The organism is Aeromonas sp. FDAARGOS 1408, assembly GCF_019048665.1.
In the GTDB taxonomy this organism is placed as follows: domain Bacteria; phylum Pseudomonadota; class Gammaproteobacteria; order Enterobacterales; family Aeromonadaceae; genus Aeromonas; species Aeromonas dhakensis.
The window spans coordinates 4,058,987-4,082,697 of the sequence record NZ_CP077394.1; the positions used below are offsets into that span (position 1 = coordinate 4,058,987).

The following is a 23,711-nucleotide window of genomic DNA, read 5'->3' on the forward strand; positions in this document are numbered from 1 at the left end:
AGTACAGGGAACGCAGTATGTCCGAACACTTCCTTTACCTGGTTCAGCAGTTGCTGAACGGGTTAACCATAGGCAGCACCTATGCGTTGATCGCCATCGGCTACACCATGGTCTATGGCATCATCGGCATGATCAACTTCGCCCACGGCGAGGTCTACATGATCGGCTCCTATGTCGCTTTCATGGTGATGGCGGGGCTCATGATGATGGGCATCGACAGCACCTTTCTGCTGCTGGGGGGCGCCTTCCTGGTCAGCATCATCATCACAGGCAGCTATGGCTGGACCATAGAGCGGGTCGCCTATCGCCCGCTGCGGGGCGGCAACCGGCTGATCCCCCTCATCTCCGCCATCGGCATGTCGATCTTCCTGCAGAACATGATGCGGATGGCCCAGGGCTCGCGCGACATCGCCATGCCCACCCTGATCTCCGGCGGCTGGACCCTGGGTGAGGCCGACGGCTTCCAGGCCAGCCTCTCCTGGATGCAGCTCATCATCTTCGTAGTGACCTTCATCACCATGCTGGCGCTGACCCAGTTCATCGGCCGCTCCCGCATGGGCCGCGCCTGCCGCGCCTGTTCGGAAGACATCAAGATGGCCAACCTGTTGGGGATAGACACCCACGTGGTCATCTCCATCACCTTCGTGCTGGGGGCCACCCTGGCCGCCGTCGCCGGCGTGCTGCTCGGCATGTATTACGGCGTCATCAACCCCTACCTCGGTTTTATGGCCGGTCTGAAGGCATTCACAGCCGCAGTATTGGGCGGTATCGGCAGCATTCCCGGCGCCGTGCTGGGCGGCCTGCTGCTCGGTGTGGTGGAGGCGCTCACCGCCGGCTACCTCAGCACCGAGTACAAGGATGTGATGGCGTTCGCCCTGCTCATCTTCGTACTGCTCTTTATGCCCACTGGCATCCTGGGCCGCCCGGAAGTGGAGAAAGTATGATGAAACGCCAATTCATTCATGCCTGCATCGCCAGCCTGGTACTGCTGGTGCTCTCCTTCTGGCTGCTCGGCTTCAAGCTGGAGACCGACGGCACCCGCCTGCTGGTAGTGAGCCGGCTCGACGTGTCGCTGGCCTGGCTATTGGGCGGTGCCACCCTGGTGTTCTGGTTCCAGATGCTGCGCGGCCAGATAAGCCGGCTGTTCCAGGCCTCCATCAGCGGCTTCTCGGTCGGCTTCACCAAGCTGGTGCTGCCAAGCCCGGAAGAGGCGCCCAAGCTCTATAACCTGACCGCCGTGCTGGTGCTGCTGTTTGCGGTGAGCTGGCCCTTCATGGCCTCCCGCGGCGCCATCGATCTCGCCACCCTCACCCTGATTTACATCATGCTGGGGCTGGGCCTGAACGTGGTGGTGGGCCTCGCCGGCCTGCTCGATCTCGGCTATGTTGGCTTCTACGCGGTCGGCGCTTACAGCTATGCCCTGCTCAACAGTTACTTCGGCCTCAGCTTCTGGGAGTGCCTGCCCATCGCCGGCCTGATGGCGGCCACCTTCGGCTTCCTGCTCGGCTTCCCGGTACTGCGGCTGCGGGGGGATTACCTGGCCATCGTCACCCTGGGCTTTGGCGAGATCATCCGCATCCTGCTCAACAACATGACCAGCCTGACCGGCGGCCCGAACGGCATCTCCGGCATTCCCAAACCGACCCTGGGGGGGCTGGAGTTCAACCGCACCGTCAAGGACGGCGGCTTCGAGACCTTCCACGAATTCTTCGGCATCGCCTACAACGCCAACCACAAGGTGATCTTCCTCTACCTGATGGCGCTGGTGCTGGTGGTGGCGACCCTGTTCGTCATCAACCGCCTGCTGCGCATGCCGCTCGGCCGCGCCTGGGAGGCGCTGCGGGAAGACGAGATCGCCTGCAAGTCGCTGGGGCTCAACCCCACCATCATCAAGCTGACCGCCTTCACCATAGGCGCCTGCTTCGCGGGGTTTGCCGGCAGCTTCTTCGCCTCGCGCCAGGGCTTCATCAGCCCGGAGTCCTTCGTCTTCATCGAGTCGGCCATCGTGCTGGCCATCGTGGTGCTGGGCGGCATGGGCTCCCAGATCGGGGTGGTGCTGGCCGCCATCGTGATGACGGTGCTGCCGGAGCTGGCGCGCGAGTTCAACGAGTACCGCATGCTGATGTTCGGCCTCTTGATGGTGTTCATGATGATCTGGCGGCCACAAGGATTGCTGCCGATGACCCGCCCGCATCTGGAGTTGAAGAAATGAGTACGCATCAGAAGTTGTTGGACGTCTCTGAGCTGTCGATGCGATATCTGGCCGGATTGCTGGCGGTGACTTGCTCCACCCTGGACTGGGAGCTGAAAAAATGAGTACTCATCAGAAGTTAATGGAAGTCTCTGATCTGTCGATGCGTTTCGGCGGCCTGCTGGCGGTCAACGGGGTCAAGCTGGACGTGGAAAAGGGGGAGGTGATCTCCATCATAGGTCCCAACGGGGCCGGCAAAACCACCATCTTCAACTGCCTTACCGGCTTCTACCGCCCGAGCGGCGGCATCATTCGCTACAAGGGCGAGGAGATCCAGGGGCTGCCCGGCCACCTCATCGCCCGCAAGGGAATCGTGCGCACCTTTCAGCACGTGCGGCTGTTCAAGGACATGACGGCGGTGGAAAACCTGCTGGTGGCCCAGCACAGACACCTCAACACCGGTTTTCTGGCCGGGCTGTTCAAGACCCCGGCCTTTCGCCGCGCCGAGCGGGAGGGGCTGGAGCAGTCCGCCTTCTGGCTGGAGAAGGTGGGGCTCAAGGATCTCGCCAACCGCGCCGCCGGCAACCTGGCCTATGGTCAGCAGCGCCGGCTCGAGATAGCCCGCTGCATGGCGACCCGACCCGAGCTGCTGATGCTGGACGAGCCGGCCGCCGGCCTCAACCCCCACGAGACCGACGAGCTGAACGAGCTTATCTCCAACCTGCGGGACGAGTTCGGGGTCTCGGTGCTGCTGATCGAGCACGACATGAAGCTGGTGATGGAGATCTCCAACCGCATCTTCGTGGTCAACCAGGGTACCCCGCTGGCCCACGGCAAGCCGGATGAAATCCGCAGCAATCCGGCAGTGATCAAGGCCTATCTGGGCGAGTCGTAAGGACAAAAAGATGTTAGAACTTCGCAACGTATCGACCCACTACGGCAAAATTCAGGCGCTGCACGACGTCAGCGTCGAGGTGAAAGAGGGGGAAATCGTCACCCTGATCGGCGCCAACGGCGCCGGCAAGACCACCCTGCTGATGACCCTGTGTGGCGAGCCCAAGCCGAGCAGCGGCTCCATCTGGTTCGAGGGGGAGCAGATAGACTCGCTCTCCACCGCCCGCATCATGCGCAAGGACATCGCCGTGGTGCCGGAGGGGCGCCGCATCTTCGCCCGCCTGACGGTGGAGGAGAACCTGCTGATGGGGGCCTTCTTCGTCGACAAGGCCGAGCAGCGCGGCCTGCTGGATCAGATTTTCACCCTGTTCCCGCGGCTGCACGAGCGACTGGAGCAGCGGGCCGGCACCATGTCCGGCGGCGAGCAGCAGATGCTGGCCATCGGCCGCGCCCTGATGAGCAAGCCGCGCCTGCTGCTGCTGGATGAACCCTCGCTGGGGCTGGCCCCCATCGTCATCCAGCAGATCTTCGACACCATAGAGCAGCTGCGCCGCGACGGCATGACCATCTTCCTGGTGGAGCAGAACGCCAACCAGGCGCTCAAGCTGGCCGATCGCGGCTATGTGCTGGAGAACGGCCATGTGGTGCTGCAGGACACGGGGGCCGCTCTCTTGGCCAACCCGGCCGTCCGCCAGGCCTATCTCGGCGGCTGACCCATGAGCAGGGCCGACACGGCGCCGAATCACCACAGCTTCTGGCACGATCCGGCCCTGCCCTTCATCGAGGCGCGAGCGGTGCAGGATGGCCGCCGCGTCTGCTACGACAAGCACAGCCATCCCCACTTCTCCATCGGCGCCATCACCGGCGGCCACAGCCACTATCTCAACCAGCGCAGCCGGCAGGAGGTCGGCCGCGGCCACCTGGTACTGATGAACCCGGAAGAGGTGCACGCCTGCAACCCGGTAGCCGATGAACCCTGGTCCTATCTGATGTTCTACCTCGATACCGGCTGGCTGCAGCGCCAGCAGGAGGAGGCCGGGCTGGGCCGTGAATTTCGCCCCTTCGACATGACCGCCAGCCGGGATCCTCTGCTCTATCAGGGGTTGTGCCGGCTCCATCGGCAGCTGTGGCAGGAGCCGGAGCCGCTGGCGCGCGAGGTGGCCTGCCACCAGTTCAGCCGTCAGCTGCTGGCCAGACTAACTCAGGCCAGCTGGGACGATCGGCCGCCGCAGCACCTGCAGCGGGCCGCCGAGCTGATGCAGGACGACTGCAGCAGCGCCCTCACCCTCGCGCAATTGAGCGCGGTGGCCGGGCTCACCCCCTCCCACTTCGTGCGCAGCTTCAGCCGCCATTACGGCATGACGCCCCACGCCTACCTGCTCGATCAGCGCATCCGCCACGCCCGCACCCTGCTCAGGCGGGGGGAGCCGCTGGCGGAGGTGGCACTGGCCAGCGGTTTTGCCGATCAGGCCCACTTCCAGCGCCAGTTCAAGCGGCGGGTGGCCGCCACCCCGGGCCACTACCGCAACCAGCTGACCCGGCCGGGCTAGCGCACCAGATAGGCGGCGCAGAGCAGCAACAACAGCGCCATCGCCCTGTTGAACCAGCGCAGCCGCTGCGGTACCAGCAGCAACCCCTGCAATCGGCTGCCGGCATAGGCCCAGCAGGCGATGGAGCACAGACAGATGACCAGGTAGAGGCCGCTGAACAGGGCCACCTGCCCCACCCCGCCCGCACTGCCATAGGCCCCCATCCCCATGCTGGCGGCGAGCCAGGCCTTGGGGTTGAGCCACTGCATCAGCGCCCCGTACCAGAAGGAGGGTGCCACCCCGTCGACCCCTTCCACCCGGCCGCTGTCCACCAGCAGCTGCCAGGCCATCCAGCCGAGGAAGATTACCCCACCCCAGCGCAGCAGCTCCGCCGCCGCCGGCCATTGCAGCAGGGTGGCGCCCAACCCCAATCCCATCAGCAACAACAACAGGATAAACCCCAGGGTAGCCCCGACCACGTGGCGCAGGCTGGCCGCAAAGCCGTGCCTGGCGCCGCTGCCGAGGGCGACCAGATTGACCGGCCCCGGGGTGATGGACATGGCCAGGGCAAACCCGGCCATGGATAACAGCAGACTCGTCTCCATGAATAACGCTCGTAGCAGCAAAAGGAGCCCCCAGCCTAGCCGGCGCCCCGCCCCGGGTATTGAAGGAAATTGCGATCGGCCCCGGCAATAACCGGACACATTGCGGGCTTAGCGCCGGCCTCCGCTTGCGGTAAACTGGCCCTCAATCACCTATTCGCAGGACATGTTAATGGACCAGTTTGCCCATATCAGTGCCCATGATGCCCACCAGAAGCTCAGCGCCGGTGAAGCCCGCCTGGTGGATATTCGCGACCCCCAGTCGTTCGAGACGGCCCACGCGGTCGGTGCCTTTCACCTCACCAACGGCACTCTGGTGCGTTTCATGAACGAGGTGGACTTCGACACCCCGGTGATCGTGATGTGCTACCACGGCAACAGCAGCCAGGGCGCCGCCCAGTACCTGCTGCAACAGGGGTACGATGAGGTCTACAGCCTGGACGGCGGCTTCGAGGCGTGGCGCAGGGAGTTCCCGATCCAGGCGGGCGACGCATGATCCAGCTGCTGGTGCTCGACAACGCCCGCATGGCCCAGGCGCTGGTGGACTACCTCTCCACCCTCGGCATCTCGTGCGAGCTGACCCAGTCGGAGTTGGGGGTCACCATCTGGCTGGCGGACGAGCAGCGCCTCGCCCAGGCCCAGCAGGAGGTGAAGCGCTTCCTGGCCGAGCCGAGCCATCCCCGCTACATGGAGGCCTCCTGGCAGTCCGGCCGGGCCGATGCCCGCATCGACTACAGCAAGGGGATGAGCGACCCGGTCACCGACTTCCTGCATCAGGCGGGGCCGCTGACCCTGGTGGTGATCATCGCCTGTCTGGCCATCTACGGACTCGACGCCATCGGCCTGCCGATCTTCGACGAGCTGGCCTTTCACCCGACCCTGGCCCAGTTCACCGACTGGCAGGCGTGGCGCTACTTCACCCCGGCCTTCATCCACTTCTCGGTGTTGCACCTGGTGTTCAATCTGCTGTGGTGGTGGTATCTGGGGGGCCAGATTGAACAGCGACTCGGCAGCGGCAAGCTGCTGATCCTGCTGCTGGTAGGCGCCGCCCTGCCCAACCTGGCCGAGTTTTTCGCCAGCGGCCCGCTGTTTGGCGGCCTCTCCGGGGTGGTCTATGCCCTGCTCGGCTACTGCTGGCTGCGCAGCAAGTTGCAGCCGGCCTGCGGCCTCACCCTGCCGCCAGCACTGATGGGCTTCATGCTGTTCTGGCTGGCACTCGGTTTCTTCGATCTGCTCGGCACCCGTACCGCCAACATGGCCCACCTGGCGGGCCTGCTGGTCGGCCTGCTGCAGGGCTGGCTGGACAGACACCACCAGCCTGCCTGAGTGGGAGTGGTCATCGAGGTGAGCAATCAGCTTGCCAGCCATAGCGGCCACCAACCTGGCCAGTCTGAACCGGCGACAAGTGCTATACACGAAAAAAAACGCCGCCCCGAGGGGCGGCGTTTTTATTGGCCGACTGGCTTACTGCTTGAGCAGGGTGGGATCGGTCACCTTGACCGCAGTGCCGCCGCTCATGAAGAAGCTGGCGAACTCTGACTGCATTTCGGTGGTCACGTCGCCGCTCGGATCGAAGTTCTCGTCCGGTGCCAGCAGCGAGCTGTGGCCACCAGCCACGAAGCGGGCTGCGTTGTGGCTGGCCGCACCGGTGGCGGTCAGCGGTTGCAGCGCCAGCACCTTGAACAGCGGCTCGGTGCCGCCCAGCGGGGTGGAGGCGATGCTGTTCGGGATCACCTGATCCGACAGGCTCAGCGCGCCATCGCCAACGATCTCGGTGGCGAACAGCGGGAAGTCGCTCTTGATGCCGCTGCCGAGGTTGATCGGGTCAGCCGAATCCAGTACCGACTGGGCCGCGAAGCTGTAGCTCTGCAGCGTGCTGGCCGCAGCGGCCTGCTGGGTGGCGCTCAGGCTCGGCAGGAACTCGTTGACGAAGCAGGTCGGCACCTCGGTCTTGCAGCTGGGGGCGTAGGCGGTAAAGCCCGCTTTCAGCTCGGCACTGCCGCTGGTCAGCACGCCCATCTTGATGGTCGGACCGAAGGTCGGCGAGTTCAGCAACAGCGGCGCTATGCCGCCACCCGGCATGGCCAGGCCACCGGTATCGAACTTGAACAGGGCATCCGCCTGGGCATTGCCGATGGACTGGTTGGCGACCGCCAGCAGGTTGGTGCCGGAGATGGCGCCCAGGGAGTGGCCCAGGAAGTGCACCTTGAGGCTGCCGGCGCTGCCGATGACGCCCTTGCCATTGGCCAGACCGACCGCCAGACGCAGGCCCAGCAGATCCGCCACGCTCTGTTTCAGGTTGTCGCGGGCCACGGTCAGGTAGCTCAGGTTCAGGTAGGGGGTCGGGTTGTCGGAGGTGGTGACTGTATCCATGCTGCCACTCAGGGCGAAGCCGCGCTCACCGTGCAGCGGGTGATCGATCACCACCAGCGCCACCTTCTTGCCTGCCTGCATGCCGGCATAGATCTGGCCCAGCGCCAGCGCATAGGCGTTCTCTTTCACCGAGGTGACGCCGTGCTGATAGATGATCACGTCGGTGATGGTGTTGAGGGCATCCTTGGCGAAGACGCGCATCGGCACCGACTGCACCTCTTCCAGCATGGGCAGCGGGTTGAAGCGGCCGATGTTCTGCTCGGCATCCAGCGGCTTGCCGCCGGAGGTGAGAGTCACCCCGATCAGCTTGCTCGCCTCGGCCAGCAGCTCGCTCTGGCGGGTCGGATCGGCAATCAGCGTCGCCAGCAGGGCCGGATCCACGCCCGCGCCCACCAGCCCGGCGATCACTTCGCTGTCGGACGCTTTCAGGGCATTGGCGATGGCGTACAGGCTGGGGATGGCACCGTGCCAGGACTGGGTCTTGGCCTTGTCCCAGGAACCGGCGGTGGCCGGCGAGGAGAGGAAGTAGGGCAGCTTGACGGTACCGGTATAGACAGTGGTCAGCTGGGCCAGCCCGTTGAGCGGGGCGCCAGGGCCGAAGGCGGTGGCCAGCGCATCTTTCTGCTCCTGCGGCAGGAACTGTTCGGCGTCCAGCTGGGTCAGGAAGGGGTTGCTGCCGGTCACGGCCAGGGTGTAGGTGCCGGGCAGGCTGGTGTTGCCCTTGGCATCCTGCTTCCACAGGGCGGCCGCGTCCAGGGTCGGGCTCTTCAGCACAGATGCCGCAGCCCCTTTCACCGCCACCAGCACATCGGCACCGGACTGGGTACCGAACCAGTCGGAGAAGATGACGTGATCGGTGGAGACGCCGGTGGCGGCCTTGAACAGGCCCTCCTGCAGGGCGATCAGACCGTTGATGGTCTGCTCCTGGGCATTGCTGCCGACGTTGTTCTTGTAGTTGCCGTAGTCGCTGCCGGCCTTGACCGCGTTGCCGTTGCTGTCCTTGAGGGAGTCTGTGGCCACGATCATGTAGTAGGAGGAGGGGTTCAGCGGCTTGAGCGGTACCAGGTTCAGCTTGCCAGCCGAGGCGGCCACCACGAAGTCCACCCCGTAGGTCAGCACCTTCTTCACGCCGCTCGGGCGCAGGGCTGTGCTGTCAAAGCTCAGCTCCAGCAGGTAGAGCGGGGCCACCGAGGCGGCAAACTCGGCGGCAGCCGGTGCCTGGACAGTGATGCCGGACGAGGTGACGGGCACGATCTGGATGGCCTGGGTCGTGGACCAGCCATCCAGGGTCGACATGGCCGACACCGGGTTGGAGAGATCCGCCGTTTCGGTGGAGAATTTCAGGGTGCCATCGCTGGCGCGGGCCGCCAGGGCACTGGGGCGCACTGCGTTGGAACCGGTCAACAGATAGTCGAGATAGCTGGAGGTGTCGCCTTTGTTATCGTCACTGCCACCACAGCCGGCCAGCATAGCACTGACGACTGCGGCATAAATTAGCTTCTTTTTCATATCCTTATCTCTTTTTAGTTGTTATCCATGAAATGCTGACGGCGTTGGGTAAAAACCCGACCGGTACATCTTAACAGCAACGCAACAATTATTAAGTAGCTGGTCGGTCATCTGATCTGCTTTTTTTGTGTACAGCATCAAGGAATTGGAATAGAAACGGGACTCGATAGGTTAACAGCTTCATCCCGGATACCAGACCCGACCAGCGGTCACTTGTACGCCAGATGGCAAAAAGCGACCCCCGATCTCGGCAAAGCGGATCATTTGCCGGTAGAATGGCGCATTGCTTAAGGAGAACCACATGATCGACCCGAAGAAACTGGAAGAGATCGCCAAACAGGTGCACAACTCCCTGCCGCCCGGCATTCGCAGCATGGGTGAAGAGGTGGAGAAGAAGATCCGTCAGGTGCTGCAGTCCCAGCTCGGCAAGCTGGATCTGGTCAGTCGCGAAGAGTTTGACGTGCAGACCAAGGTGCTGCTGCGCACCCGCGAGAAGCTGACCGCCCTCGAGGCCAAGCTGGCCCAGCTCGAGCAGCAGCTCGGCGCCAAGGGCGAATAACACTGCCCCCATAAAGCAAACCCCAGCCAGGCTGGGGTTTGTTGTTTCTGACCTGCCGCAAAGCAAGCTGCGGCAGGCAGATCTAGCGAGGCCTTCCCGGTTACGTGACCGGCCTCATGCCGAACTCAGATGAATTCGTAGGCGTCGCCGAAGATGCGCTCCGGCTCGGCCCCCAGAATCTTGAACTCCTCCCGCGCCGCACCCGCCATCTCGAAGCGACCGGCGACATAGATGTCGTAGTCGTGCAGGCTGACGAAGTCATCCATGATGGCCTTGTGCACCAGCCCGGTCTTGCCGGTCCAGTCGCTCTCCGGCTCCTGCACCACAGGGATGTAGGTGAGCGGGGCGTAGTCGCGCTCCCACTGCTGCATCTGCTCCTGCTCGTAGAGCCAGTGCGCCTGGCGCACGCCCCAGTAGAAGAACACCGGGCGCTTGCTGCCGCTGTCGATCAGGTATTCCAGAATGGCGCGGGCGTAGGAGAAACCGGTGCCGCCTGCCATCAGGATCAGCGGCCGGGGTGACTCTTCCCGCAGGAAGGCCTTGCCCGCCGCCAGCTCAATCTCGATCTCCCCCTGCTCGCGCATGCGGGCCAGCACCTGGCCGGCATAGGCGTTCTCCGGGGTGGCGCCGATCTGCAGCTCCAGCACGCCAGGGCGGGTCGGCGAGTTGGCGATGGAGAAGGGACGCTTGTCCGAATCACTCATCACCACCAGCAGATACTGGCCCGGCTTGAAGCTGACCTCTTGCAGCGGCGTCAGGGCCACGTGCCAGATGGTGTCGACATATTCGCGCAGTTCCTCTACGCGGCACTTGATACGTTGCATTCTTATCCTTGTGACGGGCTCGTTCGGCCCGCTTTCGCTCTTGATTCACTGTGGACTGGCGACCAGCAGAGTGGTCAGGTCAGTCGAGCATACCCAATTCAGCTCAAATGGCATCAATCTTTTGCATCCCGGCCAGGCGGCACGGCCCGCCGGGCCGGCCGCCGCTCATCAACCGAGAATGTTCAGCTCGTCCCAGAGGGCATCGATCTTCTGCTTCACCGCCTCGTCCTGGACGATGGGCTGACCCCACTCGCGGTTGGTCTCTCCCGGCCACTTGTTGGTGGCGTCCAGCCCCATCTTGGAGCCGAGGCCGGAGACCGGCGAGGCGAAGTCCAGGTAGTCGATCGGGGTGTGCTCGATCAGGGTGGTATCGCGGGCCGGATCCATCCGGGTAGTGATGGCCCAAATCACGTCCTTCCAGTCGCGGGCGTTGATGTCATCGTCGCAGACGATCACGAACTTGGTGTACATGAACTGGCGCAGGAAGGACCAGACCCCCAGCATCACCCGCTTGGCGTGGCCCGGATAGCGCTTCTTGATGGTCACCACCGCCATCCGGTAGGAGCACCCCTCCGGCGGCAGGTAGAAGTCCACGATCTCGGGGAACTGCTTCTGCAACAGCGGCACGAATACCTCGTTGAGCGCCACCCCCAGCACCGCCGGCTCATCGGGCGGACGGCCGGTGTAGGTGCTGTGATAGATGGCATCCTTGCGCATCGTCATGTGGGTGATGGTGAAGACCGGGAACTCGTCCACCTCGTTGTAGTAGCCGGTGTGATCGCCATAGGGCCCCTCGGGGGCCAGCTCGCCCGGCTCCAGATAGCCTTCCAGCACGATCTCGGCGCTGGCTGGCACCTCCAGATCGCAGCTGATGGCCTTCACCACCTCGGTACGGCTGCCACGCAGCAGACCGGCGAAGGCGTATTCGGAGAGGGTATCCGGCACCGGCGTCACCGCGCCGAGGATGGTCGCCGGATCGGCGCCCAGCGCCACCGCCACCGGGAAGCGCTCACCCGGATGGGCCTCCTGCCACTCGCGAAAATCGATGGCACCGCCGCGGTGATCCAGCCAGCGCATGATCAGCTTGTTCTTGCCGATCTTCTGCTGACGATAGATGCCGAGGTTCTGCCGTTTCTTGTAGGGGCCGCGGGTGATGGTGAGCCCCCAGGTGACCAGCGGCGCCACGTCGCCAGGCCAGCAGTGCTGGATCGGGATCTGGTCCAGATCGACCGCCTCTCCCTCCAGCACCCGCTGCTGGCAGGGGGCGGACGAGAGACGCTTGGTCGGCATGTTGAGTACCTGCTTGAAGATCGGCAGCTTCTCCATCAGCTCCTTGAAGCCACGGGGCGGCTCAGGCTCTTTCAGGTAGGAGAGCCAGGTCCCCACCTGGCGCAAGGCGGCCACGTTGGGCTGGCCCATGCCCATGGCGACCCGATCCGGGGTGCCGAACAGGTTGGTCAGCACCGGCATGGCGTAACCCTTGGGATTTTCGAACAGCAGGGCCGGCCCACCCGCACGCAGGGTGCGGTCGCTGATCTCGGTCATCTCCAGATAGGGGTCTATCTCGCGCGTGATGCGCTTGAGTTGTCCGCTTTGTTCCAGCTGCGCGATGAAATCACGCAAATCCTTGTATTTCATGCAGGTACCCTGTGTGCAGGCGATGCCGCATTATAACTCCGGGGAGCCGGCGGGTGTACCCGGTTCGGGTTGCACCATCGGACTTGCATGACGCTTTTCCTGCCGGGTCAGCCGATCGGCAAGCTGGGCCAGCAGCCTCGGCTCGTCCACCTGCAACAGCAGGCTGGCCACCTGACCGCTGTACTGGCGGTTGCCCAGCTCCGCCAGCAGGAACTGCTGGGCCGTGTCGGGCAGCGGCGAAAGCTGACTGAGCTGGTGCAGGGCGGTCTGTTTGAGGGAGGCGTTGCGGCTGGCGGCGATCAGCAGATCGCTCGCCGTCTGACCCTGATGAAAGCGCCCCACGCTGGCCAGGGCCGCCACGCTGTCGTGATCCGCCGGTTGGCGCCACAACCTCTGATAGAGGGCACTGTCGCCGGTACGCTCAGCCAGCAGCCGCAGCAAGCGGTTGTCGGGCAGGAAGATGTTCAGGCCGGCCAGCTTGTGCGCCTCGCGCTGCAGCACGGCGACAGGCTGCTCGGCGAGCACGTTCAGCAGCGCCTGCTGTTGCTGGGCCAGATCCGGATTGCGGCTGTTGTAAATCTGCTTGAACTCGAAGCGGTTCGCCTCCAGCAGCTGGCGGTAGTTGTCCTGCCAGGCCTGCAGTTGCCAGCGGCTCAGCACCTGCCGCGCCGCGGCGGCAAAGTCGTAGGCGGGTTGCTGCACCAGAAAGCCGTCCACCTCTTTCTCCACCAGCCAGCTGGGGGCCTTGAACGACTGGGCACGCACCCAGGCCAGCAGTTGCGGGCTGTCAGCCCTGGGCTGACCATCGAGGGTGGCAAGCAGCTGGCACAGCAGATACTCCCGCTGCCCCACGGCCAGAGAGTCCAGCAGGGAATCGATGGCGGCAAACTGTCCCTGCTGCAAGCGGCCGGTCAGGTAGTCGAGGTGGCCCTGCAGTCCCTCGTCGGCCACCAGCGCGACGCGGGGCGCCGTCCCGGTGGACGGAGTCTGGCCCGCCAAAGCTGGCGGCACCAGCAGCCAGCTCAGCATAATCAGGAGTACATGCTTCATGACGTCCCTATCCTTGTGACATCGAGGTTTCATACTACTCAGGCGACCGCAAAATAGATAAACAAAAACCGCGACCTGGGCCGCGGTTTCATCATTTTTCGAGTCGGTTACTTCTGCTGGCGCCGCATGGCGTCGAAGAACTCGTCGTTGGTCTTGGTCATCGCCAGCTTGTCGATGAGGAACTCGATGCCGTCGATCTCGCCCATCGGGTGGACAATCTTGCGCAGGATCCACATCTTCTGCAGCTCGTCGCCGGTGGTCAGCAGCTCTTCCTTGCGGGTACCGGAGCGGGTGATGTCGATGGCCGGGTAAACGCGCTTCTCGGCGATCTTGCGCGAGAGGTGCAGTTCCATGTTGCCGGTGCCCTTGAACTCTTCGTAGATGACTTCATCCATCTTGGAGCCGGTATCGATCAGCGCGGTGGCGATGATGGTCAGGCTGCCGCCCTCTTCAACATTGCGCGCGGCACCGAAGAAGCGCTTCGGACGGTGCAGGGCGTTGGCGTCCACACCACCGGTCAGTACCTTGCCGGATGACGGGATGACGGTGTTGTAGGCTCGGGCCAGACGGGTGATGGAGTCCAGCAGGATCACCACGTCCTTCTTGTGCTCGACCAGACGCTTGGCCTTCTCGATCACCATTTCGGCGACCTGGACGTGACGGGAAGCCGGCTCGTCGAAGGTGGAGGCGATCACTTCGCCCTTCACCATCCGCTGCATCTCGGTCACCTCTTCCGGACGCTCGTCGATCAGCAGGACGATCAGTTCGCAGTCAGGGTGGTTGTAGGCGATGCTCTGGGCGATGTTCTGCAGCAGCATGGTCTTACCGGCCTTGGGCGGTGCGACGATGAGGCCGCGCTGGCCTTTACCGATCGGGGATGCCAGATCCAGTACGCGGGCGGTGATGTCTTCGGTGGAACCGTTGCCACGCTCCATGCGCAGACGCTCGTTGGCGTGCAGCGGAGTGAGGTTTTCAAACAGGATCTTGTTGCGGGAGTTTTCCGGACGGTCGTAGTTGACCTCGTTGACCTTGAGCAGCGCGAAGTAGCGTTCGCCCTCTTTCGGCGGCCGGATCTTGCCGGAGATGGTATCGCCGGTGCGCAGGTTGAAGCGGCGGATCTGGCTCGGGGAGACGTAGATGTCGTCCGGGCCGGCCAGGTAGGAGCCGTCTGCACTACGCAGGAAGCCGAAACCATCGGTCAGGATTTCCAGCACACCGTCGCCGAAGATATCCTCGCCACCCTTGGCGTGCGCCTTGAGGATCGCGAAAATAATGTCTTTCTTGTGCGCCCGAGCCAGATTTTCCAACCCCATGGATTCGCCAAGCTGTACCAGCTCGGACACAGGAGTGTTCTTTAATTCAGTCAGATTCATAGTGGTGAAAGTCTGTAAGCAAGGATTGAAATGAGGAGACAGTCTGCTGGATTGATGCTGATCGGATTTGATTTGCCGGGCTGATGTGTGAGCAAAGAGTCAGGCAAAAAGGTTAGCAAACGAGCGATAAATTAGCACCAATCGGGGTGAGCGTCTAGGTGATAAAACAGAAGGAGCGCATTATTGCAATGCGCTCCTCGATGATTATTACAGGTTGCCGTCCAGGAACTCTTTCAGCTGAGTCTTGGACAGGGCGCCGACCTTGGTCGCTGCCACTTCGCCATTCTTGAACAGCAAGAGGGTCGGAATACCACGAATGCCATATTTGGGCGGAGTGTCGGCGTTATGGTCGATGTTCAATTTCGCCACGGTCACACGACCGGCATACTCTTGGGCGACTTCGTTCAGGATCGGGGCAATCATCTTGCACGGACCACACCATTCGGCCCAGAAGTCGACCAGAACGGCGCCATCGGCTTTGATTACATCTGCCTCGAAGCTGGCATCGCTCAGCTGAACAATCTTGTCACTCATCTCCAACTCCAGTCAGTAATTAAGGCTTTATTGACGTATCAACAAAGGCAATAGTTGCCCTATTTGAAATGATCCTGTTTATTATTGCAAGCCTAACCTGATAACCTACCGCCATGAGCAAAACACACTTAACGACCGACAAATTCGCCCAAATGGGCCTCGAACCCGAAGTTCTGGCTGGTCTGGAATCAAAGGGATTTCACTATTGCACCCCCATCCAGGCACTCTCTCTGCCGCTGCTGGTAGAAGGCCATGACCTCGCCGGCCAAGCCCAGACGGGTACCGGCAAAACCATCGCCTTCCTGGCTGCCACCTTCAACTATCTGCTGACCCACCCGCTGACCAAGCCGCGCCTCATCAATCAGCCGCGCGCCATCATCATGGCCCCGACCCGGGAACTGGCAGTACAGATTTACAACGATGCCGACAGCATGGCCGCCTCGACCGGCCTCAAGCTCGGCCTCGCCTACGGCGGTGAAGGGTACGACAAGCAGCTGGCCGTGCTGGAGCAGGGTGTCGACATCCTGATCGGCACCACAGGCCGCATCATCGACTACTTCAAGTCCAAGGTCATCGATCTGAGCAACATCCAGGTCGTGGTGCTGGACGAAGCGGATCGCATGTTCGATCTCGGCTTCATCAAGGACATCCGTTTCCTGTTCCGCCGCATGCCGCCCGCCACCGAGCGTCTGAGCATGCTGTTCTCCGCCACCCTCTCCCTGCGGGTGCAGGAGCTGGCCTACGAACACATGAACCACCCGGAACATGTGCAGGTCGAGCCGGAGCAGATGACCGGCGTACGAATCAAAGAAGAGCTCTTCTACCCTTCCAACGAAGACAAGATGTTGCTGCTGCTCTCCCTGATGGAAGAGGAGTGGCCGGAGAAAGCCATCGTCTTCGCCAACACCAAGCACGTCTGTGAAGACGTTCACGCCTGGCTGGAGAATGACGGCCACCGTGTCGGTCTGCTGACCGGCGACGTGCCACAGAAGAAGCGGATGAAAATCCTGGAAGACTTCACCAAGGGTGCGGTAGACATCCTGGTTGCCACCGACGTGGCCGCCCGTGGTCTGCACATCCCTGACGTGACCCACGTCTTTAACTACGACCTGCCCGACGACGCCGAGGACTACGTACACCGCATCGGTCGTACCGGTCGTGCCGGCAAGAGCGGTCACTCCATCAGCCTGGCCTGTGAAGACTATGCCTTCAACCTGCCGGCCATCGAGGAGTACATCCACCACCCGATCCCGGTCAGCAAGTATGACCGCGAGGCGCTGCTGGATGACGTGACCGCGCCGAAACGGGTGTTCCGCAACCGTCAGCCGGTGAACCGCAACATGCGTGATCGCCAGGGCGGTGGCAACAGCAACAACCGCCGTCGTCCTCCCCGCAAGAGCTGAAGGATAGGCCCAGTTGCACAACTCGCCTCTCTATGCCGCCATCGACCTCGGCTCCAACAGCTTTCACATGCTGGTGGTGCGCGAGGTCGCCGGTGCCTTGCGCACCGTCACCAAGGTCAAGCGCAAGGTGCGCCTCGCCGCCGGTCTGGATGCCGATTTTCGTCTCAGCCGTGCCGCCATGGAGCGGGGCTGGGACTGTCTGCGCCTCTTCTCCGAGCAGCTGCAGGACATTCCGGCCGACAACATCCGGGTAGTCGGCACCGCGACCCTGCGGCTGGCCACCAACGTCGACGAGTTTCTGCGTGAAGCGGAACGGGTGCTCAACCACAACATCGAGATCATCTCGGGTGAGGAAGAGGCCAAGACCATCTATGAAGGGGTCTCCTGGACCTCGGCGGGGGAAGGCAACCGGCTGGTGATCGACATCGGCGGCGCTAGCACAGAACTGGTGATCGGCGAGCAGAGCGAGGCCAAGCTGCTCAACAGCCTGCACATGGGCTGCGTCACCTGGCTCAACAACCACTTCGGTGACGGCGAGCTGAGCGAAGCGCGCTTCAACCAGGCCATCGCCGCCGCCAAAACGGTGCTGGAGAAGGTGGCGGACGATTACCGCGTGCTCGGCTGGCGCACCTGCGTCGGCGCCTCCGGTACGGTGCAGGCGCTGCAGGAGATCATGCTGGCGCAGGGCAAGAGCGAGCGGGTCACCCTGCCTAAGCTGCAGGAGCTGATGGGTCAGGCCATCGCCTGCGGCAAGCTCGACCAGCTGCAACTGGAAGGGCTGGCCGCCGAGCGGCTGACCGTGTTCCCCTCCGGCCTCGCCATCCTGATCGCCATCTTTGAAACCCTCGGCATCGAGAGCATGACGCTGGCGGGCGGCGCCCTGCGCGAAGGCTTAATCTACGGCCTGCTCGGCAACAATCACGACTGTGATGCCCGCGATCGTACCGCCGACAGCCTGATCAGCCGCTACCAGCTGGACAAGGAGCACGCCGAGCGGGTACGCGATACCGCCATCGAGGCGTTCACCCAGCTGCAGCCGGCCTGGCGTCTCTCCAAGCGCTACGGTCGCCCGATCCTGCGTTACGCGGCCCTGCTGCACGAGATCGGTCTGTGCATCGAGTACAAGAAGGCGCCGCAACACGCCGCCTACATCATCGACAACATCGACATGCCGGGTTTCACCCCCGCGCAGAAGAAGCTGCTGTCGGCCCTGCTGTTCAACCAGCGGGACGAATTCAAGCTGGAACCGCTGGAGAAGCAGGGTGCCGTCACGGCTCGCCAGGCGATCCGGCTGGCCCGCATCCTGCGCATCGCGCTGATCCTCTGCATGCGCCGCACCCAGGGCACTGTGCCGATCTTTACCCTGCAGGCGGATGACGAGGCTCTGACGCTGACCCTGCCCAAGGGGTGGCTGGATGAGCACTACCTGCGCGCCAGCGAGCTGCGCCTCGAAGTGGAGCGCCAGCAGAAGATGGGCTGGCCCACCCGGCTGCTGGAAGCCTGATTGGGCACAGCCCAATCAGTGCCCCAAGGTTCCGACAATCTCTTTCGCAGCCAGCACTGACGCCACTCAGGCCTGCCCCTTGATTTTATTGGGCTGACGGGCTGATCCCGCCCTTGCGTCTGGGCTCTGCCTCCCCCTCATGGCCTACGTTCGACTAGAGTAGGGTTGTCTTCACAACCAACCGGAATGGACGCCATGAAACCTTTGACCCTGATCGGACTGACCGCCCTGCTCACCGCCTGCGGCGGCGGGGGCGGCGACAACAGCAGCCAGCCACCACAGGCCCAGCTCTCGCTGGCCTTCTCCGACGCCCCGGTAGATGGCGTCAGCAAGGTCTGCATCGCCGTCTCCAACATCAGCATCCACCCCGTCGCCGGCACCGAGCAGAGCTGGACCACCGCCAGTTTCCTCACCTCGGCCCAGGACGATGGTTGCACCCCGAGCGGCGAGACCATTCCGCTCGACAGCGCAGGGAGGCCGCTGTTTACCTACATCGATCTGCTGAGCTATCAGGGTTCCGCCAGTCGCCCCCTGCTGGCCAGCCAGAGCGTGGTGCCCGGCAACTACAGCCAGATGCGCCTGCGAGTGCTGGACGGGCGGGAGGTCGCCAACCAGTTTCTGGACGGTACCCCCTACTCCTACGTCAAGCAGGATGATGGGGTGATCAAGCCGCTCGAGGTGCCCAGCAGCGAGCTCAAGCTGGACGCCTTCACCATCGCCGCCAACGGCCTCAGTGCCTTTACCACCGAATTCGATCTGCGCCAGTCCATGGTGCTGCCAGGCCACGAGCAGTACTACAAGCTCAAACCGAGAGGCGTACGGCTGGTGAACAACACCCAGGTTGCCACCGTCAAGGGCTCGGTCGCGGCCGGGCTGTGCGGTGGTCAGCTGACCGACAAAGCATTCGTCTACTTCTATGACGAGCTGCGCCCGGTGGGTGACGACGCCTATCCCGACATGGCGGACAGCGACAACGGCTTCTACGCCAGCGCCCCCGTGCTGCCGCAGACCGGAGGCGGCTTTGGCTACGAGTTGGGATTTGTCAATCTCGGCAGCTACGATCTGGTGCTGGTCTGCAACGGCGACGAGGATGATCCGGCAGTGGCCGACGATCCGCTGCAGCAGGTGCAGATACAGAAAGCCCAGACGGTGGTGGCGCCCACCACCAGCATCAACTTCCAGTAACGGGCGACAAGGGGGACGACGACCGCATGAGCAGATACCAACCCATCAGTTGCGATCTCTACGACTGGCTGGAGATTGCCGCCAGCTGGCAGCTGCCGGTCACCCTCACCTGTAAGGATGGCCGCCAGTGGGCGGACAAGATCCGCACCATAGAGGCCAGAGAAGGGGTCGAGTACCTGCTGCTGCATGGCGGCGAACGGCTCAGCCTGGCGGAGCTGGCGACCATGACGCTCAACTGGCAGGGGGAGGAGAAGCTGATCCGCTTCGCCCCACCAGCCCCAGCCGACAGCCAATAGATGGCAAGAGGGCCAACCCCATCGGGTTGGCCCTCTTCTTTATATCCCTCGCGTGCGGCGTTACCCCGCCAACGCTGCCATCACGTAGACATCGAAGCGGTTGCTCTTGGTCTCGATGGCCATGCTCGGCTTCTGCTCGTTGAGCCAGCCTGCGTAGTCCGGCCGCTTCACCACTACCCGCCGGTCCGCCATGGTGAGCGCCGCCGGCAGCAGGGCATCGGCGTCGAGATCCGCCCCCACCAGCGACTGGAACACCCGCATCTCTTTTTTCACCAGCGCCGACTTCTGCTTGTGGGGGAACATGGGATCGAGGTAGATGACATCCGGCCGCTCGGCCAACCCCAGCAGGGTCTCCACCGCAGGGCCGTGCAGCAGTTGCATCCGCTCGCGCACCCAGGGGCCGATCTCGGGATCCTGCGCGGCGCGTGCCAACCCGTCCTGCAGCAGAGCGGCCACCACGGGGCTGCGCTCGATCATGGTCACCTTGCAGCCGAGGGAGGCGAGCACGAAGGCATCGCGTCCCAGCCCGGCGGTGGCATCCACCACGGTCGGCATGGCGCCCGCCTTGAGCCCCACCGCCTTGGCGATGGACTGGCCACGGCCGCCGCCGAACTTACGGCGATGAGCCACTGCCCCTTCGACGAAATCCACGTAGACGGCGCCCAGCTTGGGTTCGTCCAGCTTGCGCAGCTCCAGCCGTTGCGGGGTGAACACCAGGGCAAACTGGGGCAGGTCGATCTGGTCAAGCTGGCTGCTCAGGGCTTCTGCCTGGGCCGCCTTGGCGGGGTCTTCGAGGAGGATTTGCATGGGCTCTGGATGCATTCTAAGTTCAGTGAACCGAGTGTATCACAGCCCCTTTGCGCCGCTGTAGGGAGGAAACCCCATGCACCTGCTTATCGCCCTGCTGCTTGCCGCCCAGAGCGGTGGCCAGCTCAAGGTCTGTGGCGTTGACTGGCCCCCCTTCTCCTACGCCGAACAGGGCAAGCTGATGGAGGGCATATCGGTCGAGATCCATCAGGAGGTGGCACACCGCCTCGGCATGCAGCTCACCCTGCTCGAACTGCCGTGGGGACGCTGCGAACAGTACGTCAACACCGAGCTGGCGGACGGCATTCTCGACAACGCGCCCCTCCCCGGCTGCTACCACTCCGATCTTGCCACCGCCTTCTACCCGCTGGCCGCCTATGTGCGCAGCGACAGCCCGCTGCAAACCTTCTCGTGGGAGATGGCCAAGGGGCTGAAAGTGGGGATGGTCAGGGGCTATGACTACACCGACAGGATCAAGCACTTCACCGGCTGGGTGCCCATCAAGGCCCACTCCGACAAGCAGCTGCTGCTGATGCTGGAGAAGAGCCGGGTCGACCTGATAGTGCTGGATTACTTCTCGGCCCCCATTCTCTCCAGAGAGCAGGACGTCAAGATCCGCGCGCTCACCCCCTTTCTCGACTCGACCCCGCTCTACCTCTGCTTCGGCAAGCAGAAGGCTGACCTGCTGCCCGCCTACAACAAAGCGCTGCAACAGATGCTGGACGAAGGGGTGCTGGATCGCATCTATCTGCGCTATCTCGGGGAGGATTACCGGACACTGAAGGAGAAACAGGAGAGGATGAAAGCGGCGCAGTGAGGATCAACTGGTCTGCAGGAACATGCTCTTGTCGTTGAGCTGCAAATACTCGGTGAGGTCGTCGTAGGCGAGCGGCCTGCTCAGCAGATAACCCTGGGTGAAGGCACACCCCTTCTGGCAGAGGAAGTTGAGCTGCTCGCGGGTCTCCACCCCCTCGATCACCACCTGCATGCCGAGGTTGTGCACTATGTTGATGATGCCGTCCAGCAGCAGCCGGTCCTGCTCGTTGAACGGGATGTGGCGCACGAAGGCCCGGTCGATCTTCACCAGGTCCACCGGGAAGTTGCGCAGATAGTTGAGCGCCGAGTAGCCGGTGCCGAAGTCGTCGATGGCCAGCTTGCAGCCCGCCTCGCGCAGGGCATCGATCCGCACCCTGTGCTGATCGCTGGTCTCCATCAGCAGGGATTCGGTGATCTCGATGACGATGTCCGCCGGATCCAGCCCGAAGTGGTGGATCACCTTGAGCCACTCGCTCGCCTCCGGATCTATGGTCTGGAACTCCAGGGTGGAGCGGTTGATCGACATCTGCAGATCCGGGAAGCCGGATTGCTGCAGCCGCGCCAGATCCCGGCACGACTGCCACAGCACCAGCGCCCCTAGCCCCTGGATGAGCCCGGCCTCCTCCGCCAGCGGAATGAAGTCCGCCGGCGACACCTGACCCCAGTGCGGGTGATACCAGCGCACCAGCGCCTCCAGCTTGGCGACCCGGCCGCTGCGGTTGTCCCAGATCGGCTGGTAGGCCATGGTCAGCTGCTCGAGCTTGATCGCCTCCGCCAGATCCTGCTGCATCTGGTGACGCTGGCGCACCTCTTCGCGCATGGAGGCACAGTAGCTGCCGAGCAGCCGTCCCTGCCGCTTGGCGGCAAACAGCGCCTGTTCGGCGTTGCGCAGCAGCTCGTCGCTCTCCAGCCCATCGCCCGGACAGAGGGTGATGCCGATGGTGGCCGTCACGTAGAGGTGCTGGTTGGCCAGCATGAAGGGGCGGGCGAAGCCGCCGACCACCTGCTTGGCAAACACCTCGGCCTGACGGCGGTTGACAATGCCGGGCACCAGGAAGGCGAACTCGTCGCCACCGATGCGGGCCACCAGATCTTCGGTGCGCACCCGGCTCACCAGCCGATCCGACACCTCCCGCAGCAGGGCGTCACCGGCGTGGTGATCCATGCTGTTGTTGACCGCCTTGAAGTTGTTGAGGTCGAGCACCATCAGCGCGAAGCGCTCGCCCCGCTCGCAGAAGCGGCTGAGGCAGCGGCCGAACAGCCAGCGGTTGGGCAGCCCGGTAAGGTTGTCGTAGTTGGCCTGGGCGGCGATCTTCTGCTCCGCCAGCTTGGTCTGGGAGAGATCGCTGAAGATGGCGATGTACTGGCTGATGCGCCCCCCTTCCCGCAGGGTGCTGATCATCAGCTGCTGGGGGTAGAGCTTGCCGTTCTTGCGCTTGTTCCACACCTCGCCGCGCCACACCCCCACCCGCTCCAGAGCGTGGTACATGTCGGCGTAGAAGGCCTGATCGTGCAGGCCGGACTTGAGCAGGCTGGGGCGCTGGCCGCACACCTCCTCCTCGCTGTAGCCGGTGATCTGTTCGAACGCCGGGTTGACCGAGATGATGCGACTGTCGGCGTCACACACCAGGATCGCCTCTGACAGGTTGTCGTAGACCCGGTGGGAGAGCTTGAGCTGCTCGGCGTGACGCTTGAGGGGGTCTATGTTCTCCAGCACCACCATCAGGTAGTCGGGCTTCAATTGATCGTCCCGCACCAGGGTGACGGTGACCCGCCCCCACAGCAGCTGGCCGTCACGGTGCAGGTAACGCTTTTCCTGGGTGAAGGAGGTACGCTCGCCACGTCTGAGCTCTTCATAGCAGGCGACGCTGCGCAGCCAGTCTTCCGGATGATTGAGCTCGGCGGCGTTGCGATGAACCAGCTCCTCCTGGCTGTAGCCCAGCATCTTTTCGATGGCCGGATTGGTCCAGAGGATCTTGCCGTCCAGATCGAGCTTGCCGATCCCCACCGGGGCGTGGGACATCATGGTGTGCAGAAAATCGTGGTACTCGGGCTGGGGCGGCGCCGGCTGCTGCAGCATCAGCGCCAGTTCGCGCCCGGCCAGCGGAGCCAGCAGGCGCAGCAGGCCCATCACCTTGTCCATGTTGGTGAGCGGCCGCTTGAACAGCAGGCTGCAGATGCCCACCGTCTCCCCTTGCGCACTCTTGAGGGCGATGCCGGCATAGGCCTGGATCTGCCAGGCCTGCAACACGGCGGCGTGGGGAAACAGCTGCTGTACCCGATCGCTGAACCAGGCCTCGCCCTCCTGCAGAGTGATCTCCCCCAGGGTGGTGCTGACCGGAAAACTGAAGCGGGTCGTATCGAGAGAGGCAGGATAGGTTGCATGCACCTTGCAGGAGAGCCCCGCTTGATCCCTACCCGAAATCAGGACGAAGTCGGCCCCGACCGCTGCTGCGATTTCACTCACAAAGGTATCGAAATATCCCTGACCACTCGAATGAGACAGACTTGAGATGATTTGATAGACAGACTCGAGTGCTCGCCTCATGGCAAGGTTCTTTCTCTCCTTGGAAGGTAGACCCCGACTCTACTGAAGAGGCGGGAACAGTGCAAACATGCTATCC

At 63.2% G+C, this 23,711-nt stretch carries 22 protein-coding genes; 13 read left to right on the forward strand and 9 right to left on the reverse strand.

Annotated elements, in window-relative coordinates; genetic code table 11:
* Positions 1-17 precede the first annotated feature (17 nt).
* From livH to I6L38_RS18810, 5 genes are all read left to right on the forward strand, one after another.
* Complete coding sequence (gene livH / locus I6L38_RS18790; RefSeq protein ID WP_005307331.1) at positions 18-944, forward strand: high-affinity branched-chain amino acid ABC transporter permease LivH; 927 nt, start codon at positions 18-20, stop codon at positions 942-944.
* The gene (locus I6L38_RS18795) at positions 944-2,212 is read left to right on the forward strand and encodes a high-affinity branched-chain amino acid ABC transporter permease LivM (protein ID WP_019841062.1); all 1,269 of its coding nucleotides are present in this window, start codon (positions 944-946) and stop codon (positions 2,210-2,212) included. The genes livH and I6L38_RS18795 overlap by 1 nt, the downstream gene beginning before the upstream one ends.
* A 100-nt stretch (positions 2,213-2,312) precedes the next feature.
* Positions 2,313-3,086 carry a high-affinity branched-chain amino acid ABC transporter ATP-binding protein LivG gene (gene livG, locus I6L38_RS18800; RefSeq protein WP_005307326.1) on the forward strand — a complete coding sequence of 258 codons (774 nt, stop codon included), beginning with the start codon at positions 2,313-2,315 and terminating at the stop codon, positions 3,084-3,086.
* Between the two features lie 10 nt (positions 3,087-3,096).
* A complete protein-coding gene (locus tag I6L38_RS18805) occupies positions 3,097-3,798 on the forward strand; it encodes an ABC transporter ATP-binding protein (protein ID WP_005307325.1) in 702 nt (233 codons plus the stop codon).
* A gap of 3 nt (positions 3,799-3,801) precedes the next feature.
* Positions 3,802-4,635, forward strand: coding sequence for an AraC family transcriptional regulator (locus I6L38_RS18810; RefSeq protein WP_201882901.1), 834 nt, complete (start codon positions 3,802-3,804; stop codon positions 4,633-4,635).
* On the opposite strand, the gene I6L38_RS18815 is transcribed toward I6L38_RS18810, so the two are convergent.
* Positions 4,632-5,318 carry a LysE family translocator gene (locus I6L38_RS18815; protein WP_201882903.1) on the reverse strand — a complete coding sequence of 229 codons (687 nt, stop codon included), beginning with the start codon at positions 5,316-5,318 and terminating at the stop codon, positions 4,632-4,634. The genes I6L38_RS18810 and I6L38_RS18815 overlap by 4 nt on opposite strands.
* A gap of 70 nt (positions 5,319-5,388) precedes the next feature.
* On the opposite strand from I6L38_RS18815, the gene glpE reads away from it, so the two are divergent.
* Both glpE and glpG read left to right on the forward strand, forming a co-directional pair.
* Positions 5,389-5,712 carry a thiosulfate sulfurtransferase GlpE gene (gene glpE, locus I6L38_RS18820; protein ID WP_005307320.1) on the forward strand — a complete coding sequence of 108 codons (324 nt, stop codon included), beginning with the start codon at positions 5,389-5,391 and terminating at the stop codon, positions 5,710-5,712.
* Positions 5,709-6,542, forward strand: coding sequence for a rhomboid family intramembrane serine protease GlpG (gene glpG, locus I6L38_RS18825; protein WP_005307318.1), 834 nt, complete (start codon positions 5,709-5,711; stop codon positions 6,540-6,542). Before glpE ends, glpG begins: the two co-directional genes overlap by 4 nt.
* Positions 6,543-6,680: 138 nt before the next feature.
* Here glpG and I6L38_RS18830 read toward each other — a convergent pair whose 3' ends face one another.
* Complete coding sequence (locus tag I6L38_RS18830; RefSeq protein WP_201882905.1) at positions 6,681-9,098, reverse strand: VolA/Pla-1 family phospholipase; 2,418 nt, start codon at positions 9,096-9,098, stop codon at positions 6,681-6,683.
* A 301-nt stretch (positions 9,099-9,399) separates the two neighbouring features.
* Between I6L38_RS18830 and I6L38_RS18835 the strand changes: the two genes are divergently transcribed.
* On the forward strand, positions 9,400-9,657 hold the full coding sequence (locus I6L38_RS18835) for an accessory factor UbiK family protein (RefSeq protein ID WP_005307315.1): 258 nt from the start codon (positions 9,400-9,402) through the stop codon (positions 9,655-9,657).
* Between the two features lie 125 nt (positions 9,658-9,782).
* Here I6L38_RS18835 and fre read toward each other — a convergent pair whose 3' ends face one another.
* From fre to trxA, 5 genes are all read right to left on the reverse strand, one after another.
* The gene (fre, locus tag I6L38_RS18840) at positions 9,783-10,481 is read right to left on the reverse strand and encodes an NAD(P)H-flavin reductase (RefSeq protein WP_017780576.1); all 699 of its coding nucleotides are present in this window, start codon (positions 10,479-10,481) and stop codon (positions 9,783-9,785) included.
* A gap of 168 nt (positions 10,482-10,649) precedes the next feature.
* Positions 10,650-12,119 carry a 4-hydroxy-3-polyprenylbenzoate decarboxylase gene (gene ubiD, locus I6L38_RS18845; RefSeq protein ID WP_005307312.1) on the reverse strand — a complete coding sequence of 490 codons (1,470 nt, stop codon included), beginning with the start codon at positions 12,117-12,119 and terminating at the stop codon, positions 10,650-10,652.
* Positions 12,120-12,149: 30 nt separating this feature from the next.
* Positions 12,150-13,169, reverse strand: a complete 1,020-nt coding sequence (locus tag I6L38_RS18850) for a hypothetical protein (protein WP_201882907.1) — start codon at positions 13,167-13,169, stop codon at positions 12,150-12,152.
* A gap of 107 nt (positions 13,170-13,276) precedes the next feature.
* Positions 13,277-14,542: a transcription termination factor Rho gene (gene rho, locus I6L38_RS18855; RefSeq protein ID WP_005307308.1), complete on the reverse strand. Its 1,266-nt coding sequence runs from the start codon at positions 14,540-14,542 to the stop codon at positions 13,277-13,279.
* Positions 14,543-14,749: 207 nt separating this feature from the next.
* Positions 14,750-15,076, reverse strand: coding sequence for a thioredoxin TrxA (trxA, locus tag I6L38_RS18860; RefSeq protein WP_005307306.1), 327 nt, complete (start codon positions 15,074-15,076; stop codon positions 14,750-14,752).
* A gap of 113 nt (positions 15,077-15,189) precedes the next feature.
* Here trxA and rhlB point away from each other — a divergent pair, with 113 nt between their 5' ends.
* The 4 genes from rhlB (at position 15,190) to I6L38_RS18880 (ending at position 19,464) form a co-directional block, all read left to right on the forward strand.
* Positions 15,190-16,479, forward strand: a complete 1,290-nt coding sequence (gene rhlB, locus I6L38_RS18865; protein WP_005307299.1) for an ATP-dependent RNA helicase RhlB — start codon at positions 15,190-15,192, stop codon at positions 16,477-16,479.
* A 13-nt stretch (positions 16,480-16,492) separates the two neighbouring features.
* Positions 16,493-17,983, forward strand: a complete 1,491-nt coding sequence (gene gppA / locus I6L38_RS18870; RefSeq protein ID WP_010635565.1) for a guanosine-5'-triphosphate,3'-diphosphate diphosphatase — start codon at positions 16,493-16,495, stop codon at positions 17,981-17,983.
* A gap of 195 nt (positions 17,984-18,178) precedes the next feature.
* Positions 18,179-19,168, forward strand: a complete 990-nt coding sequence (locus I6L38_RS18875; protein WP_043147648.1) for a DUF4382 domain-containing protein — start codon at positions 18,179-18,181, stop codon at positions 19,166-19,168.
* A 26-nt stretch (positions 19,169-19,194) separates the two neighbouring features.
* Positions 19,195-19,464, forward strand: a complete 270-nt coding sequence (locus tag I6L38_RS18880; protein WP_017780573.1) for a Rho-binding antiterminator — start codon at positions 19,195-19,197, stop codon at positions 19,462-19,464.
* A 60-nt stretch (positions 19,465-19,524) separates the two neighbouring features.
* On the opposite strand, the gene I6L38_RS18885 is transcribed toward I6L38_RS18880, so the two are convergent.
* On the reverse strand, positions 19,525-20,271 hold the full coding sequence (locus tag I6L38_RS18885; RefSeq protein ID WP_026141452.1) for a class I SAM-dependent methyltransferase: 747 nt from the start codon (positions 20,269-20,271) through the stop codon (positions 19,525-19,527).
* Between the two features lie 76 nt (positions 20,272-20,347).
* Here I6L38_RS18885 and I6L38_RS18890 point away from each other — a divergent pair, with 76 nt between their 5' ends.
* The gene (locus I6L38_RS18890) at positions 20,348-21,088 is read left to right on the forward strand and encodes an ABC transporter substrate-binding protein (protein WP_010635569.1); all 741 of its coding nucleotides are present in this window, start codon (positions 20,348-20,350) and stop codon (positions 21,086-21,088) included.
* A 3-nt stretch (positions 21,089-21,091) separates the two neighbouring features.
* Here the strand turns inward: I6L38_RS18890 and I6L38_RS18895 are convergent, their stop codons facing one another.
* Complete coding sequence (locus I6L38_RS18895) at positions 21,092-23,635, reverse strand: bifunctional diguanylate cyclase/phosphodiesterase (protein WP_216988835.1); 2,544 nt, start codon at positions 23,633-23,635, stop codon at positions 21,092-21,094.
* Positions 23,636-23,711: the final 76 nt, after the last annotated feature.